The organism is Pseudomonas sp. R19M (assembly GCF_050312585.1).
In the GTDB taxonomy this organism is placed as follows: Bacteria; Pseudomonadota; Gammaproteobacteria; order Pseudomonadales; family Pseudomonadaceae; genus Aquipseudomonas; species Aquipseudomonas palleroniana.
Window position 1 is genome coordinate 1 of the sequence record NZ_JBNPJV010000070.1, and the last position, 14,325, is coordinate 14,325.

At 57.4% G+C, this 14,325-nt stretch carries 13 protein-coding genes; 8 read left to right on the plus strand and 5 right to left on the minus strand.

Annotation, left to right across the window (positions count from 1 at the left end):
• Window positions 1-361 precede the first annotated feature (361 nt).
• Window positions 362-1,747 (plus strand): MFS transporter, encoded by a 1,386-nt coding sequence (locus tag ACQRBT_RS14655; protein WP_060756336.1) that lies wholly within the window; start codon window positions 362-364, stop codon window positions 1,745-1,747.
• Window positions 1,748-1,806: 59 nt separating this feature from the next.
• Here ACQRBT_RS14655 and ACQRBT_RS14660 read toward each other — a convergent pair whose 3' ends face one another.
• The 4 genes from ACQRBT_RS14660 to flgA form a co-directional block, all read right to left on the minus strand.
• On the minus strand, window positions 1,807-2,556 hold the full coding sequence (locus ACQRBT_RS14660; protein WP_205343299.1) for a flagellar brake protein: 750 nt from the start codon (window positions 2,554-2,556) through the stop codon (window positions 1,807-1,809).
• Window positions 2,557-2,651: 95 nt separating this feature from the next.
• The gene (locus ACQRBT_RS14665; RefSeq protein WP_060756334.1) at window positions 2,652-3,122 is read right to left on the minus strand and encodes a flagellar protein FlgN; all 471 of its coding nucleotides are present in this window, start codon (window positions 3,120-3,122) and stop codon (window positions 2,652-2,654) included.
• A gap of 48 nt (window positions 3,123-3,170) precedes the next feature.
• Entirely contained in the window at window positions 3,171-3,494 is a 324-nt protein-coding gene (flgM, locus tag ACQRBT_RS14670) for a flagellar biosynthesis anti-sigma factor FlgM (RefSeq protein ID WP_060756333.1), read from the minus strand.
• 143 nt (window positions 3,495-3,637) lie between these two features.
• Window positions 3,638-4,399 (minus strand): flagellar basal body P-ring formation chaperone FlgA, encoded by a 762-nt coding sequence (gene flgA / locus ACQRBT_RS14675; RefSeq protein ID WP_060756332.1) that lies wholly within the window; start codon window positions 4,397-4,399, stop codon window positions 3,638-3,640.
• Window positions 4,400-4,490: 91 nt separating this feature from the next.
• Between flgA and ACQRBT_RS14680 the strand changes: the two genes are divergently transcribed.
• From ACQRBT_RS14680 to ACQRBT_RS14710, 7 genes are all read left to right on the plus strand, one after another.
• Window positions 4,491-5,423, plus strand: a complete 933-nt coding sequence (locus tag ACQRBT_RS14680) for a chemotaxis protein CheV (protein ID WP_161549523.1) — start codon at window positions 4,491-4,493, stop codon at window positions 5,421-5,423.
• Between the two features lie 41 nt (window positions 5,424-5,464).
• Window positions 5,465-6,292 (plus strand): protein-glutamate O-methyltransferase CheR, encoded by an 828-nt coding sequence (gene cheR, locus ACQRBT_RS14685; protein WP_060756330.1) that lies wholly within the window; start codon window positions 5,465-5,467, stop codon window positions 6,290-6,292.
• A 233-nt stretch (window positions 6,293-6,525) separates the two neighbouring features.
• The gene (gene flgB / locus ACQRBT_RS14690; protein ID WP_060756329.1) at window positions 6,526-6,933 is read left to right on the plus strand and encodes a flagellar basal body rod protein FlgB; all 408 of its coding nucleotides are present in this window, start codon (window positions 6,526-6,528) and stop codon (window positions 6,931-6,933) included.
• Between the two features lie 3 nt (window positions 6,934-6,936).
• Window positions 6,937-7,380, plus strand: a complete 444-nt coding sequence (flgC, locus tag ACQRBT_RS14695; protein ID WP_060756328.1) for a flagellar basal body rod protein FlgC — start codon at window positions 6,937-6,939, stop codon at window positions 7,378-7,380.
• A 16-nt stretch (window positions 7,381-7,396) separates the two neighbouring features.
• Window positions 7,397-8,128 carry a flagellar hook assembly protein FlgD gene (flgD, locus tag ACQRBT_RS14700; protein ID WP_198763436.1) on the plus strand — a complete coding sequence of 244 codons (732 nt, stop codon included), beginning with the start codon at window positions 7,397-7,399 and terminating at the stop codon, window positions 8,126-8,128.
• Window positions 8,129-8,159: 31 nt separating this feature from the next.
• Window positions 8,160-9,470 (plus strand): flagellar hook protein FlgE, encoded by a 1,311-nt coding sequence (gene flgE, locus ACQRBT_RS14705; RefSeq protein WP_060756326.1) that lies wholly within the window; start codon window positions 8,160-8,162, stop codon window positions 9,468-9,470.
• Between the two features lie 154 nt (window positions 9,471-9,624).
• A complete protein-coding gene (locus tag ACQRBT_RS14710) occupies window positions 9,625-10,659 on the plus strand; it encodes a hypothetical protein (RefSeq protein ID WP_412047550.1) in 1,035 nt (344 codons plus the stop codon).
• Window positions 10,660-10,776: 117 nt separating this feature from the next.
• Here the strand turns inward: ACQRBT_RS14710 and ACQRBT_RS14715 are convergent, their stop codons facing one another.
• Window positions 10,777-13,671: a ribonucleoside-diphosphate reductase subunit alpha gene (locus ACQRBT_RS14715; RefSeq protein WP_090369079.1), complete on the minus strand. Its 2,895-nt coding sequence runs from the start codon at window positions 13,669-13,671 to the stop codon at window positions 10,777-10,779.
• Window positions 13,672-14,325: the final 654 nt, after the last annotated feature.

A 14,325-nucleotide genomic window follows, 5' to 3' on the forward strand; every position in this document is an offset into this window, starting at 1 on the left:
AGTAGGTCATCGTCAAGATTAAATTCCGAAACCCCATTTGCGAAAGCAGATGGGGTTTTGTTTTGGGCGATCGAAAACTTCCGGCAGTTGTCCACATTCAACCTGTATCAAGTCTGGCCGCTTCTACGGCTGTACCCACAGAGCCCAAATACCTCACCAGGTTTGGCGGCTGGGCTGCGATCAGATAGTACGCCGCGTATATATCACTATCGTTGTGTACCTTTCAGACTGCGATGCGGCGTCTGAGTGTTTAGCAAAATAATCCCCGGAAACAGCTCATATCGCCTGTCCGGACACAGTCACCCAGGACTATCATGCCGATAACCCTGTCCCTCACTACAAGGAGCCGCTCGGAACGCCGATGCGCCAGATCTGGAAATCTTTTCGAGCCCTTTATTTCGCTTCCTTGATGATGCTGATCGGCTCCGGCCTGCTCAGTACTTACCTGGCATTACGCCTGGCAGCAGACCATGTTGACAGCTTGTGGGTGGGGGCATTGATGGCGGCCAACTATTTTGGCCTGGTGCTGGGTGGCAAGATCGGGCATCGCCTGATCGCCCGCGTCGGACACATCCGTGCGTATGCCACTTGTGCCGGAATTGTCGGGGCCGCCGTGCTGGGTCACGGGCTGGTCAACTGGTTGCCGGCCTGGATCGTGCTGCGGATGATCGTAGGCCTGGGGATGATGTGTCAGTACATGGTTATCGAAAGTTGGCTGAACGAGCAGGCAGACGCCAAGCAGCGCGGCTTAGTGTTCAGTGGCTATATGATCGCCTCCTATCTGGGCCTGGTATTAGGCCAGTTGATTCTCGTGTTGCATCCTCAGCTTGGCCTGGAGCTGTTGATGTTGGTAGCGGTCTGTTTTGCCTTGTGCCTGGTGCCGGTAGCCATGACCCGGCGCATTCACCCTGCGCCGCTACATCCGGCACCGATGGAACCGCGATTCTTTATCAAGCGTGTGCCGCAGTCGTTGAGTACGGTGCTGGGGGCCGGGCTGATTGTGGGCTCCTTTTACGGTTTGGCGCCGCTGTACGCGTCCCAGCAGGGGTTGACGACTGAACAGGTCGGTGTGTTCATGGGGTGCTGCATTTTTGCAGGTTTGGTGGTGCAGTGGCCTTTGGGTTGGTTATCTGATCGTTATGACCGCGCATTATTGATTCGCTGTTTCGCTTTGTGCCTGGCGGTGGCAGCTCTGCCGCTGGCGATCCTGACCCAGGTACCATTGGAAGTGCTGTTTGTCGCAGGTTTCCTGTGTTCATTGGTGCAGTTCTGCCTTTATCCTCTGGCCGTGGCGTTTTCCAATGACCATGTCGAAGGGGACCGTCGGGTATCGCTGACTGCCATGCTGCTGGTGACCTACGGTATCGGCGCCAGTGTCGGGCCGCTGTTGGCGGGCGTGGTGATGAAGTTGTTTGGCAGCCATATGCTGTACGCGTTTTTCAGCCTGTGCGCGCTGATTCTGGTCTGGCGTATCCGTCCGAAAGCCGTGACTAACCTGCATCAGGTTGATGATGCTCCGCTGCACCACGTAGCGATGCCCGACAGCATGTCCAGTTCACCCTTGGTGGCTGCGCTCGATCCTCGTGTCGATGAGGCGGTGGTGCAGGAGCAGATGCAAACCACCGTAGCTGAGCCTGGGGCCGACGCTAATCCGCAAGCACCGACCGAGGGGGATGCACTGGATACTCCACCCGAGCATCCAGACCCGGATAATCATCCTCATGACCTGAGCAAGGCACGCCCCTGAATATAAAAACGGGCAGATCCCATCAGGATCTGCCCGTTTTTTGACGCGAGTTTCAAGGCTTAAAAATCATCATCCTTGTCGAAGCGTCTCGCTTCACGCTGCAGCTGATACACAAACCGTTCTACCTGGCGCTGCACCAGGCCGCTCATGTTATGAAAGCGCACGCCGGCGAAAGTGGTATTGATCTTGTCTTCGAAGTGCAGATAACGCAGTTCGACGGACGTGCTCATGCTGCCAAAGGGCAGGGCAGCGATAAAGCGGTCATACACCTGACCCAGTTGCAGGCGCTCGGATATGTCGCCTTCAAAGCGCAGCTTGCAGCCGGTAGCGGAAATATCCAGTAGCTTGCCACTGATAGGGGCCTTGAGCTTTTCGCCGCCCAGCTCGATGTTCACCAGCTGTGCCAGCTTCAACGCAGCGCGGAAGGCATTGCGTCGCTGATGATAGACCACTTCGCCAGGTATGCTACCGGTGTAAATGCGGTGACCACCTTTCTCGCTGATGGCCAGCGTACCGTTGCTTTCCCAGGCAACCCGCACACCCTCATGAAAGCCTTCAATGCGGAAGGACTCGCCATTCTCGAGGTAGCGTTCGCCATCGCGGGGAATCATTTCGTCCAAGGCCAGCGTCTTGCTGTCCCGGTCAACGTCTACCAGGTAGCTTTGAAAGCGCTGGCTGCGCTCGTGGAAAGTGATGATCAGTGGATCATGGCTTTCCTGCAGCATTCGCAAAGTACTGGCGATTTCCAGAGGCGTGGTGAGGACCTTTGGTGGCTGCGGGGCATCTTCCGCATTAAGGGCGTTGAACACGGTTCTTCCATCTCCAGACAAAATACGACTACACGCAAGAAGGGGCATTTTGCCAGTATGTAGCGTGCCTTGGATAGGCGCGCGGTGAACCGGCGTCAGGCTTGGCTGCGGGTGCTTGGTTTGACCAGGCGCGAGGTCGAGCCTTGGGCGTTGTAGAGGGCCGGAGGTTCTCCGCCGTGGAGTATGCGCAACTGGTTGGCGGTCGTGGCTTGCTGAAGCTGGATCGACTGACCGTTGAGCAGGTTGGCTTCCTGGCACTGGGCGAGCAATTGATTGAGCGCGCTACTCTGGGTCAGTAGTTGATCACCAACCGAGGAATGGCTGGCCAGTTGGGCAAGGCCGTCGTGATCAGCCGGCAGGCCCAGGCTGATGAGAATTTCGCTGCGCTTCTTGCCGTGTTGTTCGAGCAGCACAATCAGCGACTGTTTGCGTGCCAGGATTTCTTCCAGCAAACGCATATCCCGGCCATACAGGGCCAGGGATTCTTCTTTGAGCAACTCGAGCAAATGTTGCGTCGGCGCCAGATCATCAATGATCAGTTGGAGCAAATGTTCGTCGTGGTGCATGGCTGGCCTTGGGTTTTAAGCGTCCAAAAGCCCAGCGCAGGCCTTTGCCTAGCGCTCGGCTTCGAAGTTAAGCAGCTTGCTGGCTACACGGTTGCTGTCGACTTTATAGCTGCCATCGGCGATAGCCTGTTTCAACTCGGCCACACGGGCTTTATTGACAACCGGTTGATCGCGCAGCGAGTCAGTGACCTTCTGCAACTGTTGAGCCTCATTGCTCAGGTGTACCGATTCCCCGCTCTGGCTGACACCGGCCGGTTCTGCCTTGGTAGGCGTAGGCTGGGACTTGGCTTCTACACTGTCCTTGGCACCACCGGTGCGCGTAGAACCGGGCAAAGCCGGGGCGTTATTCAAACGACTGAAATCAATGACCATGTTAAAAAACCTCTGGGTATTTGGACGCTTGCCATGTTTTCGGCCATACCCGGATAAACTTTAGGCGCGATTGAGAATAAACCTGAATGCGCGGATGTTCAGCCCACAGTGTAGGAAAAGCCAGCGTCCTATGCCAGTGAACTCTATAACGCCACCTCGACTTGTCCCGGTGCGGTCACCTGCGCCTTGATCACACGGTTGGAGTTGAGGTTCTTGACGCGAATCTGTTCGCTCATACCGCCGTTGGACAGTGCCTCCCCCGGCATTTTTACTGTCAATGCGCCGCTACTGGCGGAAATCACCACCTGATCCCCCTTGCGAATCACCTCGGCCTGTTCCAGATGGACCAGCGTGATGACTTGATCGGTAACCATTGGTCGGGTCAATTTCTGCCCGATGGCTTGGTCCACCGATGTGAGATAGCCCTGGTTGATCTGGCTGATATCACGTTCGCGCAGGGCAACATCTTCGAAACCGATGATGCCGGTGCGCTTCAGCGGGCGTGTCACCACCACGACATCGCGGAACAATTTGACTTGAGCGGGCACGAACACCGTCCAGGGCGAAGCGCCTTCACAACGGACTTTGACCGTGACGCGACCAATAGGCTGGGCAGGGCTTTCCAAGGTGGCAGTCAATTCCTTGTCGCACATTGGCATGCGCAGGCGAGGGTCTAACTGGTTGACTTGGATCTCGTAGCGTCCCGGCGTTTGTGTGGTTGTCAGATAATCTTCTACAGTGAACTCAAGAAAGCCCTGAGTGACGCCGATAAGTAGATCAGGCAATGTGACGTTGTCGGCACGGGTCGTAGCGCCTGCCGTCAAGGCAAGCAAAACCATCGTGGCGCAGAGCAGTCTGCGGTAGCGAGGGCGGGGGTGTCGGGAAACTGTCGTTTTAATGTCCATGGCCAATAAATAGCAAAGCTCGTGCCGTTTCGTGTTAGGGCGCGCGCCGCCTTGTAGGTATGGCCCAAGGTTTTAGCGTAGGAGTGCAGGCATGGCAGGTGTAATGGATTCAGTAAACCAGCGTACACAGCTGGTAGGGCAGAATCGCCTGGAGTTGTTGCTTTTTCGCCTGGACGGCAGCCAGCTATATGGCATCAACGTGTTTAAAGTTCGGGAAGTGTTGCAGTGTCCCAAATTGACGATCATGCCCAAATCCAGCCCTGTGGTGTGTGGTGTAGCCAACATCCGTGGTGCGACCATCCCGATTCTTGACCTGGCACTGGCCACAGGTTCCGCCGGTTTGCAGGACCGCGGAAGCCCGTTCGTGATCATCACGGAGTACAACACCAAGACCCAGGGTTTCCTGGTGCGCTCGGTGGAACGTATCGTCAACATGAACTGGGAAGAGATCCATCCGCCACCCAAGGGCACTGGGCGCGATCACTACCTCACGGCGGTGACGCGGGTTGATAACCAGTTGGTGGAAATCATCGACGTGGAGAAGATCCTCGCCGAAGTGGCGCCGACCTCGGAGTCTATCTCGGTAGGCGTGGTCGATGCGGAAACCGCGCACAAGGCGGTATCCCTACGCGTACTGACCGTGGATGACTCCTCGGTCGCTCGCAAGCAGGTCACGCGTTGCCTGCAAACCGTTGGCGTGGACGTGGTGGCTCTTAATGATGGTCGCCAGGCGCTGGATTACCTGCGTAACCTGGTCGATGAGGGCAAGAAGCCGGAAGAAGAGTTCTTGATGATGATTTCCGACATCGAGATGCCGGAAATGGATGGTTATACCCTCACGGCCGAAATACGCAGCGACCCACGCATGCAAAAATTGCATATCATCCTGCATACTTCATTGTCGGGTGTATTCAATCAGGCAATGGTCAAGAAGGTCGGCGCTGATGACTTCCTGGCCAAATTCCGCCCTGATGACCTGGCATCCCGGGTAGTCGACCGGATCAAGGCTGCAGATCACGGCTAGGGGATTTCCCTGGCGATCACACGATTTAAGAGGCGGTATCATTGTCTACGGGTAATTTGGATTTCGAACAGTTCCGGGTCTTCCTGGAAAAGGCCTGTGGCATATTGCTCGGTGAAAACAAGCAGTACCTGGTATCCAGCCGTCTCAACAAGCTGATGGAGCAGCAGGGTATCAAGTCGCTGGGCGAGTTGGTTCAGCGCATCCAGGGACAGCCGCGCAGTGGGCTCAAGGAAATGGTGGTCGATGCGATGACCACCAACGAGACCCTATGGTTTCGCGACACCTACCCCTTTGAGGTGCTCAAGAGCAAAGTGCTGCCGGAGGCCATCAAGGCCAGCCCGGGCCAGCGCCTGCGCATCTGGTCGGCGGCGTGCTCTTCGGGGCAGGAACCGTATTCGATCTCGATGTCTATCGATGAGTTTGAGCGAACCAACATGGGCCAGCTGAAGGCGGGGGCACAAATTGTTGCCACCGACTTGTCCGGCACCATGCTGACCAATTGCAAGACCGGCGAATACGACAGCCTTGCTCTGGGGCGTGGGCTTTCCCAGGAGCGCCTGCAGCGTTACTTTGAGCCTAAAGGGGCAGGGCGATGGGCGGTCAAGGCGCCGATCAAGAATCGCGTGGAGTTTCGCTCGTTCAACCTGCTCGACAGCTATGCCAGTCTGGGCAAGTTTGACATGGTGTTTTGCCGCAACGTGCTGATCTATTTCTCGGCCGAAGTGAAGAAAGACATCCTGTTGCGCATCCACGGCACCCTCAAGCGTGGCGGCTACCTGTTCCTGGGGGCTTCAGAAGCGTTGAACGGTTTGCCGGATCATTACCAGATGGTGCAATGCAGCCCTGGGATCATCTACCAGGCGAAGTGATGCACCCTTGAACAAAAAATGGGAGGCCCCACACAGGCCTCCCATTTTTTTCGCCTCAAAGCGGCAACTTGCATTGCCGCTTTACTGGCTTCACGCGGAAGTCCATTGCCGCTTTTCTGGCATTGCCGCTTAACAGCATCCAGCAAACCCTTGAAATACGGGCCTTCGAAGAATTGGCATGAGCCTTGCTATAACCCAGATACGAAAAGCAGGTCAGCCTAAAGGTTTCCGCCATGAGCATCAGCTTCGATAAAGCGCTCGGTATCCACGAACAAGCCCTGGGCTTCCGCGCCCAGCGTGCCGAAGTCCTGGCCAACAACATTACCAACGCCGACACCCCGAACTACAAGGCTCGGGATCTGGATTTCTCCGCTGTGCTCGCGGCGCAGCAGGACAAGACCAAGAACGGCACCTTTGCCTTGAATATGACCAATAGCCGGCATATCGAAGCACAAGGCCTGAGCAGTGGTGACGAGGCGTTGTTGTATCGCACGCCGATGCAACCGTCGATCGACCAGAACACCGTCGACGCCCAGCTGGAGCAATCGGCCTATGCCGAGAACTCGGTGAACTTTCAGGCCAGCTTCACCCTGCTCAACAGTAAATTCAAAGGGCTGATGTCAGCCCTGCGTGGAGAGTAAGCCATGTCCCTGTCCAGTGTTTTCAATATTGCCGGCAGTGGCATGAGCGCGCAGACCACGCGTTTGAACACCGTCGCCAGTAACATCGCCAACGCCGAGACCGTGTCTTCGAGCATCGACCAGACCTACCGCGCCCGTCACCCGGTGTTCGCCACCATGTTCCAAGGTGGCCAGGGCAACGGCAGCGATTCGCTGTTCCAGAATCAGGACGCCGCAGGCTCCGGCGTGCAGGTGTTGGGTGTGGTCGAAGACCAGAGCAACCTTGAGGCCCGCTACGAGCCCAACCACCCTGCTGCGAACGAAAAGGGCTACGTGTACTACCCCAACGTCAACGTGGTCGAGGAAATGGCTGACATGATCTCCGCCAGCCGCTCGTTCCAGACCAATGCGGAAATGATGAACACCGCCAAAACCATGATGCAGAAGGTCCTGACCCTGGGTCAGTGATAAGGGGCGCCAAATAATGGCCATTGTTGATACCACTAATCCAGCCAACACGCCGGTTCAGGACCTGTTCAATACCAAGGTCAAGACGGCGACAGACAACAGCAGTCTCAATAACGCTGCCAAGGCCGCCACGGGTAACCAGGCACTGGGCAAGGATGCGTTCATGCAACTGCTGGTGACCCAACTGAAAAACCAGAACCCGCTGTCGCCCCAGGATAACGGTGCGTTCGTGGCGCAACTGGCCCAGTTCAGCAGCCTGGAAGGCATCAACACCCTGAATGACTCGGTGAATGCGATCTCCAGCAACTTCAGCTCGTCGCAGGCGCTGCAAGCCTCGTCGTTGGTCGGGCGCTCGATCATCACCCAGACCGACAAAGCGTTGGTCGATACCAGCAAGAGCATGACCGGCTCGGTGGCGGTGACGGCAGCGACGGGTAACGTCTCCGTCAAGATCACCGACAAGGATGGGAACGTGGTGCGCACCATCGATATGGGCGCCCAGAGTGCCGGTAATAGCAGCTTTATCTGGGACGGCAAGAACGACAAGGGTGAAGTCGCTCCAACGGGCACCTACACCTTCAACGCCACCTACAAGAATGACCAGGGCGACTCTGCTGCCCTGTTGACTTCGCTGCCCGCCACGGTGACCAGCGTGACATTGAGCAAGACCGGCGGCGAGATGCTGCTCAACCTTGCAGGCGGCATGGGCAGCGTCAAGCTGTCGCAAATTCAGACTATCGGTACATAGAGCCGGCTAAATACGGCAGAGGGAGAGAAACATGTCTTTTAATATCGGCCTTAGCGGCCTCTATGCGGCCAACAAACAGCTGGACGTGACCGGTAACAACATCGCCAACGTTGCGACCACCGGCTTCAAAACGTCGCGTGCAGAATTCGCCGACATCTACGCAGCTTCCAAGCTGGGTACTGGCCAGAACAGTGTCGGCAGCGGTGTGAGCCTGGCAGCCGTGTCCCAGCAATTCACCCAGGGTGATGTCGTCGGCAGCGGCGGCCTGTTGGATATGGCGATCCAGGGGGGCGGCTTCTTCGTCCAGAAGGGCAGTGACGGGTCGCTGGAATACACCCGTAACGGTTCCTTCCACTCGGATAAAGACGGCTTCATCGTCAACAACACCGGTACCTCGCGCTTGCAAGGCTACGCGGCGGATGCCAATGGCAACATTATCAAGGGCGCCCTGACTGACTTGCAATTGAACCTGTCGAACCTGCCGCCCAAAGCCTCCACCAAAGTGGACTCCCAAAGCAACCTGAACTCATCGTCGCCGGTGATCGACCAGACGGCCACACCGTTCGATCCCACCAAGTCCGAAACCTTCACGACCCAATACAACACCACCTTGTATGATAATCAGGGCAACGCTCATTCGATGGTACAGTACCTGGTCAAGACGGGTGGCAATACGTGGAATTCCTACACCCTGATCGATGGCCGCAACCCTGATGGTACGGCGCCGACGGGCACGGGCTCCACACCGCCGGTTGCTTCGACCTTGAGCTTTGACGGCGCAGGCAAACTCACCGGGATCGTTACCGGTGGCGCGTCCAGCACTACGCTGACCATTGCCAACTGGACCCCAGGTACAGTGACCAATGGTGTGTGGACGCCAAACGGCGCGACGGCCAACCCGACCGGCATCGCCATCAACATGGCTAACATCACCCAGTACAACTCGGCCACCTACCGTAACCCACCGGTCACCGATGGTTACGCCACCGGCCAGATCACCGGCTTGAACATTGATGGTAGCGGCGTGCTGTTCGCAACATTCAGCAACCAGCAGAGCAAGGCGATCGGCCAGCTCTCTTTGGCCAGCTTCAACAACGAGCAAGGCCTGCAGCCGGCCGGCAGCACCACCTGGAAAGAGACCTTCGCCTCGGGCCAGCCGGGTTATGACAACCCGCAAGCCGGTACCCTGGGTTCGATCGTGTCCAAATCCCTGGAGAGCTCCAACGTCAACCTGACCAACGAGCTGGTGGACCTGATCAAGGCCCAGAGCAACTATCAGGCGAACGCCAAGACCATCTCCACCCAGAGCACGATCATGCAAACCATTATCCAGATGACCTGATGCATCTGGGTTGGCATGCAGTCTGAAGGCCCCTCGTATGAGGGGCTTTTTTTTGCGTGGGAAAACACCCGCTGAGGAGTAAAGGAATGCTGTGGAACGCCTGAGTCCTGAATCGCCACTGAGTAGGCCAGTGACTCAATGGAGAGGCTTGGGAATGTGGAATTCAGGTGTAGTGGGGTTCGGATATGGGCGCGTGGGTTCTACGCCGGGTGTAGTGCCAGCACCGTCGCCACCTGTCGCGCCTGTTGATGAAGCGGGTGCGATCAAGAAGCTGCTCAACGAGCTGTTTGACGCCGAGCAAGGTTCCAAGTCCCAGACGGCCCGGGACGTGCGCGACAAACTCAATGCGCTGCGCGAGAAGCTAGGCGACGAGAAATTCAAGGCGCTGATTGACGAACTGATCGCAGAGGCTTCCGCGCCGTTTCGTGAGTTTCTCAAGCGACTGTTGAAGGAATGGTTTCCGGATGCGGATGATGCCTCGCCCAGCCCACCACCGGTGTTGCCAGGCAGTGGTGGTCGTGGTCCTGGCGTGCCTAGAAGCGATTTCGGCCCCAGTGAATCCATGAGCAACAAGCCCATTACCGAAGGGGCGAAACATTTCAACTACAAACCGGACTACAGTAATCCGGGGAAGAAACCGGACAACATCTGGAGTGGGTTCAGTCAGGGGGCGGATGGCAATTGCATCACGGTTTCCGCGATAAAGGCGGCGATGATGCAGTACGGCCAGAAGCCCACCGATGTGTACAAAGAGGTCAAGGAGAGTGGCGACGGTTATGACGTGACCATGCGCGATGGCTTCAAACTGCATTTGTCCAAGGGCGAGTTGCAGCTTGCAGCGCGGGAGGCACGCTTCAAGGGGGATGACCCGCAAATGATGACCGACGCAAACTTCATGTATGCCGTGAGCGCAAAGCGGGCTCAAATGGAGAACAATGATGGCACTGCCGGGCGCAGTTACCGGGCTGCCTTGAATAGCTTGATGGATGGGGAGGGCAGCCGGGAAGGCTTGGATCGTTTGGGACTCAGAGGACGTTACAGGCCAGCGACTGACGCGGACCTGAGAAGCAGCAAGGTGGGCACGGTGGAGTATAAAGGTCATTCGATGGCCGTGATCAATGGCCGGATCGAGCTATGGGGTGAGCGAGGTGGAGCACCCAGGTCGGGGCTGGCGACCGTCTTGTTCTAAGCGGCCTGTCTGACTAAAGAAAACCCCCGAAAAGAAAACCCCCGATAAACCCCATTGCAGCCAGGGTCTATCGGGGGTTTTTCAATCCCGGCTGTTCAAGCCCGGGACCGGTTCAGCTTATTGGCAAGCTTCGCAATCCGGCTCGTCGATCGCGCAGGCCTTTGGCACGGGGGCCGGGCCGGCTGGCGCTGCGAGAACCGAATCATCACCGTGGTTACCGCTGGAAACAGCGTTCAGCTTGCCGGTGTTGATGGTCGACTTCTCGGTGCTGGTCGCGGCCAGGGCACGGAGGTAGTAAGTGGTTTTCAGGCCACGGTACCAAGCCATGCGGTAGGTCACGTCCAGCTTCTTGCCCGATGCACCGGCAATGTACAGGTTCAGCGACTGCGCCTGGTCGATCCACTTCTGACGACGGCTGGCGGCGTCAACGATCCACTTGGTGTCCACTTCGAAGGCGGTCGCGTAGAGCTCTTTGAGTTCTTGCGGGATACGCTCGATCTGCTGCACGGAACCGTCGTAGTACTTCAGGTCGTTGATCATGACCGAGTCCCACAGGCCGCGGGCCTTGAGGTCGCGAACCAGGTACGGGTTGATCACGGTGAATTCGCCCGACAGGTTCGATTTCACATACAGGTTCTGGTAGGTCGGTTCGATCGACTGCGACACGCCGGTGATGTTGGCGATGGTGGCGGTCGGTGCGATGGCCATGATGTTGGAGTTACGAATGCCTTTCTGCACACGGGCACGTACCGGTGCCCAGTCCAGGGTTTCTTTCAGGTCAACGTCGATGTACTTCTGGCCACGGGCTTCGATCAGGATCTGTTGCGAGTCCAGCGGCAGGATGCCCTTGGACCACAGCGAACCCTGGAACGTCTCGTATGCACCGCGCTCGTCGGCCAGGTCGCAGGACGCCTGGATCGCGTAGTAGCTGACCGCTTCCATGGACTTGTCGGCGAACTCGACCGCGGCATCCGAACCGTACGGAATGTGCTGCAGGTACAGCGCGTCCTGGAAGCCCATGATGCCCAGGCCCACTGGACGGTGCTTGAAGTTGGAGTTCTGTGCCTGTGGTACCGAGTAGTAGTTGATGTCGATAACGTTATCGAGCATGCGAACGGCAGTGTTGACGGTACGTTCCAGCTTGGCGGTGTCCAGCTTGCCGTTGACGATGTGGTTCGGCAGGTTGATCGAGCCCAGGTTGCAAACGGCGATCTCGTCCTTGTTGGTGTTCAAGGTGATCTCGGTGCACAGGTTCGAACTGTGGACCACGCCGACGTGCTGCTGCGGGCTGCGCAGGTTGCATGGGTCCTTGAACGTCAGCCATGGGTGGCCGGTTTCGAACAGCATCGACAGCATTTTGCGCCACAGGTCTTTGGCCTGGATGGTCTTGAACAGCTTGACCTTGCCTGGGTACTCGGTGAGGGCTTCGTAGTACTCGTAGCGCTCTTCGAAGGCTTTGCCGGTCAGGTCGTGCAGGTCCGGTACTTCGGATGGCGAGAACAGGGTCCATTTGCCGTCATCGAAGACGCGCTTCATGAACAGGTCAGGGATCCAGTTGGCCGTGTTCATGTCGTGGGTACGACGACGGTCATCACCGGTGTTCTTGCGCAGCTCGATGAACTCTTCAATGTCCATGTGCCAGGTTTCCAGGTAGGCACACACAGCGCCTTTGCGCTTGCCACCCTGGTTGACCGCGACGGCGGTGTCGTTCACGACTTTCAGGAACGGTACAACGCCCTGGGACTTGCCGTTGGTGCCCTTGATGTACGAACCCAGTGCGCGCACCGGCGTCCAGTCGTTACCCAGGCCGCCAGCGAATTTGGACAGCATGGCGTTATCGTGGATCGCGTGGTAGATGCCCGACAGGTCATCCGGCACGGTGGTCAGGTAGCAGCTGGACAGCTGTGGACGCAGGGTACCGGCGTTGAACAGGGTCGGCGTCGACGACATGTAGTCGAACGACGACAGCAGGTTGTAGAACTCGATCGCGCGGTCTTCTTTGTGCTTCTCTTCGATCGCCAGGCCCATGGCCACGCGCATGAAGAACACTTGCGGCAGTTCGAAGCGCACACCGTCCTTGTGGATGAAGTAACGGTCGTACAGGGTTTGCAGGCCCAGGTAGGTAAACTGCTGGTCACGCTCGTGATTGATCGCCTTGCCGAGTTTTTCCAGGTCGAAGGAGGCCAGGACCGGGTTCAGCAATTCGAATTCGATACCCTTGGCGATGTAGGCCGGCAGGGCCTTGGCGTACAGGTCGGCCATCTCGTGGTGGGTGGCGCTGTCGGCCACGCCCAGGAAGCCCAGGCCTTCGGCGCGCAGGGTGTCCATCAGCAGGCGCGCGGTCACGAACGAGTAGTTCGGCTCACGCTCGACCAGGGTACGGGCGGTCATCACCAGGGCGGTGTTGACGTCGGTCAGGGCCACGCCGTCGTACAGGTTCTTCAGGGTTTCGCGCTGGATCAGGTCGCCGTCGACTTCTTCCAGGCCTTCACAGGCTTCGGTGATGATGGTGTTCAGGCGGCCCAGGTCCAACGGTGCAAACGAACCGTCGGCCAGGGTGATGCGGATCGACGGGTGAGCTTGCACCGCAGCTTCTTCAGCGGGGGAGCGCACGGCACGTTCCTTGGCGCGCGAGTCACGGTAGATCACGTAGTCGCGAGCGACTTTCTGCTCGCCGGCACGCATCAGGGCCAGCTCGACCTGGTCCTGGATTTCTTCGATGTGGATGGTGCCGCCCGAAGGCATGCGACGCTTGAAGGTTGCGGTGACCTGTTCGGTCAGGCGGGCAACGGTATCGTGGATGCGCGACGAGGCAGCAGCGGTGCCGCCTTCAACTGCAAGAAACGCTTTGGTGATGGCGACGGTGATTTTGTCATCGGTGTAAGGAACGACAGTGCCGTTACGCTTGATCACACGCAGTTGGCCGGGTGCAGTGGCGGACAGATCCAGGTTTGAATCAGCGGCCTGCGGCACGGAGCCTTGCGGGTTCTCGCGAGTTGTATCGGTTTGCATGGGGGGTTGTCTCCACGTTCTATATTTGATTGCGAGTGCCAGGCTTTTCCTGCAACACCCGTACCGTTTTCCATGTCGGGGATGGAGAACAGATGCCATCCGCGTGAGCGGTTTGGTCTACTGAAAATCTGTTGGTTCCACGTCGCGCTAACAAATAAAGCGCTTGAGTTTCGAGCCACTTGTGTGGTTAGGCACTTTGCTCGAAAACCCTACATGTAGGGTCTCGTTTGTCCTCGAGGTACAAGATAATGCGTTTTTGAGGGGTTAGCAACGGAGTAACCTGTGGATAAGGTTGTGAGTAAAATGTGTAAGAAAGGTCGAATGCCCGTGTAGGCCGCGTTACTGCTGGATTGCACCGTTTGTCATTAAATGTTTCGGGTGCAAAACAACCGAGCCTTTTTCGAAGGGCGCGAACCCTATCACAAAAAAATGCGATCACCGAGTGGATTTCCGGGCTTGTGCGCAAGGGCAGGCCCGTGGCTACAATCGGCCTCTGTTATGCCCTCTAAACATTACAAATAAGGTGTGGCCGGCGAAGATCAGCATGTGGGAGAAGCATGTGGGAGAAGCATGTGAGAGAAGCATGTGAGAGAAGCATGTGGGAGATAGACACGCTTGCTCCCCTATCCGGCCGCATTGTCATAACGACTCTCT

What these genes read in the sequence shown, in the direction of transcription:
- flgM (WP_060756333.1), bottom strand. Translation starts at nt 3,494, where the DNA reads ATGGTCATTGATTTCAGTCGTTTGAATAACGCCCCGGCTTTGCCCGGT.
- ACQRBT_RS14710 (WP_412047550.1), top strand. Translation starts at nt 9,625, where the DNA reads ATGTGGAATTCAGGTGTAGTGGGGTTCGGATATGGGCGCGTGGGTTCT.
- flgB (WP_060756329.1), top strand. Translation starts at nt 6,526, where the DNA reads ATGAGCATCAGCTTCGATAAAGCGCTCGGTATCCACGAACAAGCCCTG.
- flgE (WP_060756326.1), top strand. Translation starts at nt 8,160, where the DNA reads ATGTCTTTTAATATCGGCCTTAGCGGCCTCTATGCGGCCAACAAACAG.
- ACQRBT_RS14665 (WP_060756334.1), bottom strand. Translation starts at nt 3,122, where the DNA reads ATGCACCACGACGAACATTTGCTCCAACTGATCATTGATGATCTGGCG.
- ACQRBT_RS14680 (WP_161549523.1), top strand. Translation starts at nt 4,491, where the DNA reads ATGGCAGGTGTAATGGATTCAGTAAACCAGCGTACACAGCTGGTAGGG.
- ACQRBT_RS14655 (WP_060756336.1), top strand. Translation starts at nt 362, where the DNA reads ATGCGCCAGATCTGGAAATCTTTTCGAGCCCTTTATTTCGCTTCCTTG.
- flgD (WP_198763436.1), top strand. Translation starts at nt 7,397, where the DNA reads ATGGCCATTGTTGATACCACTAATCCAGCCAACACGCCGGTTCAGGAC.
- flgA (WP_060756332.1), bottom strand. Translation starts at nt 4,399, where the DNA reads ATGGACATTAAAACGACAGTTTCCCGACACCCCCGCCCTCGCTACCGC.
- flgC (WP_060756328.1), top strand. Translation starts at nt 6,937, where the DNA reads ATGTCCCTGTCCAGTGTTTTCAATATTGCCGGCAGTGGCATGAGCGCG.
- ACQRBT_RS14715 (WP_090369079.1), bottom strand. Translation starts at nt 13,671, where the DNA reads ATGCAAACCGATACAACTCGCGAGAACCCGCAAGGCTCCGTGCCGCAG.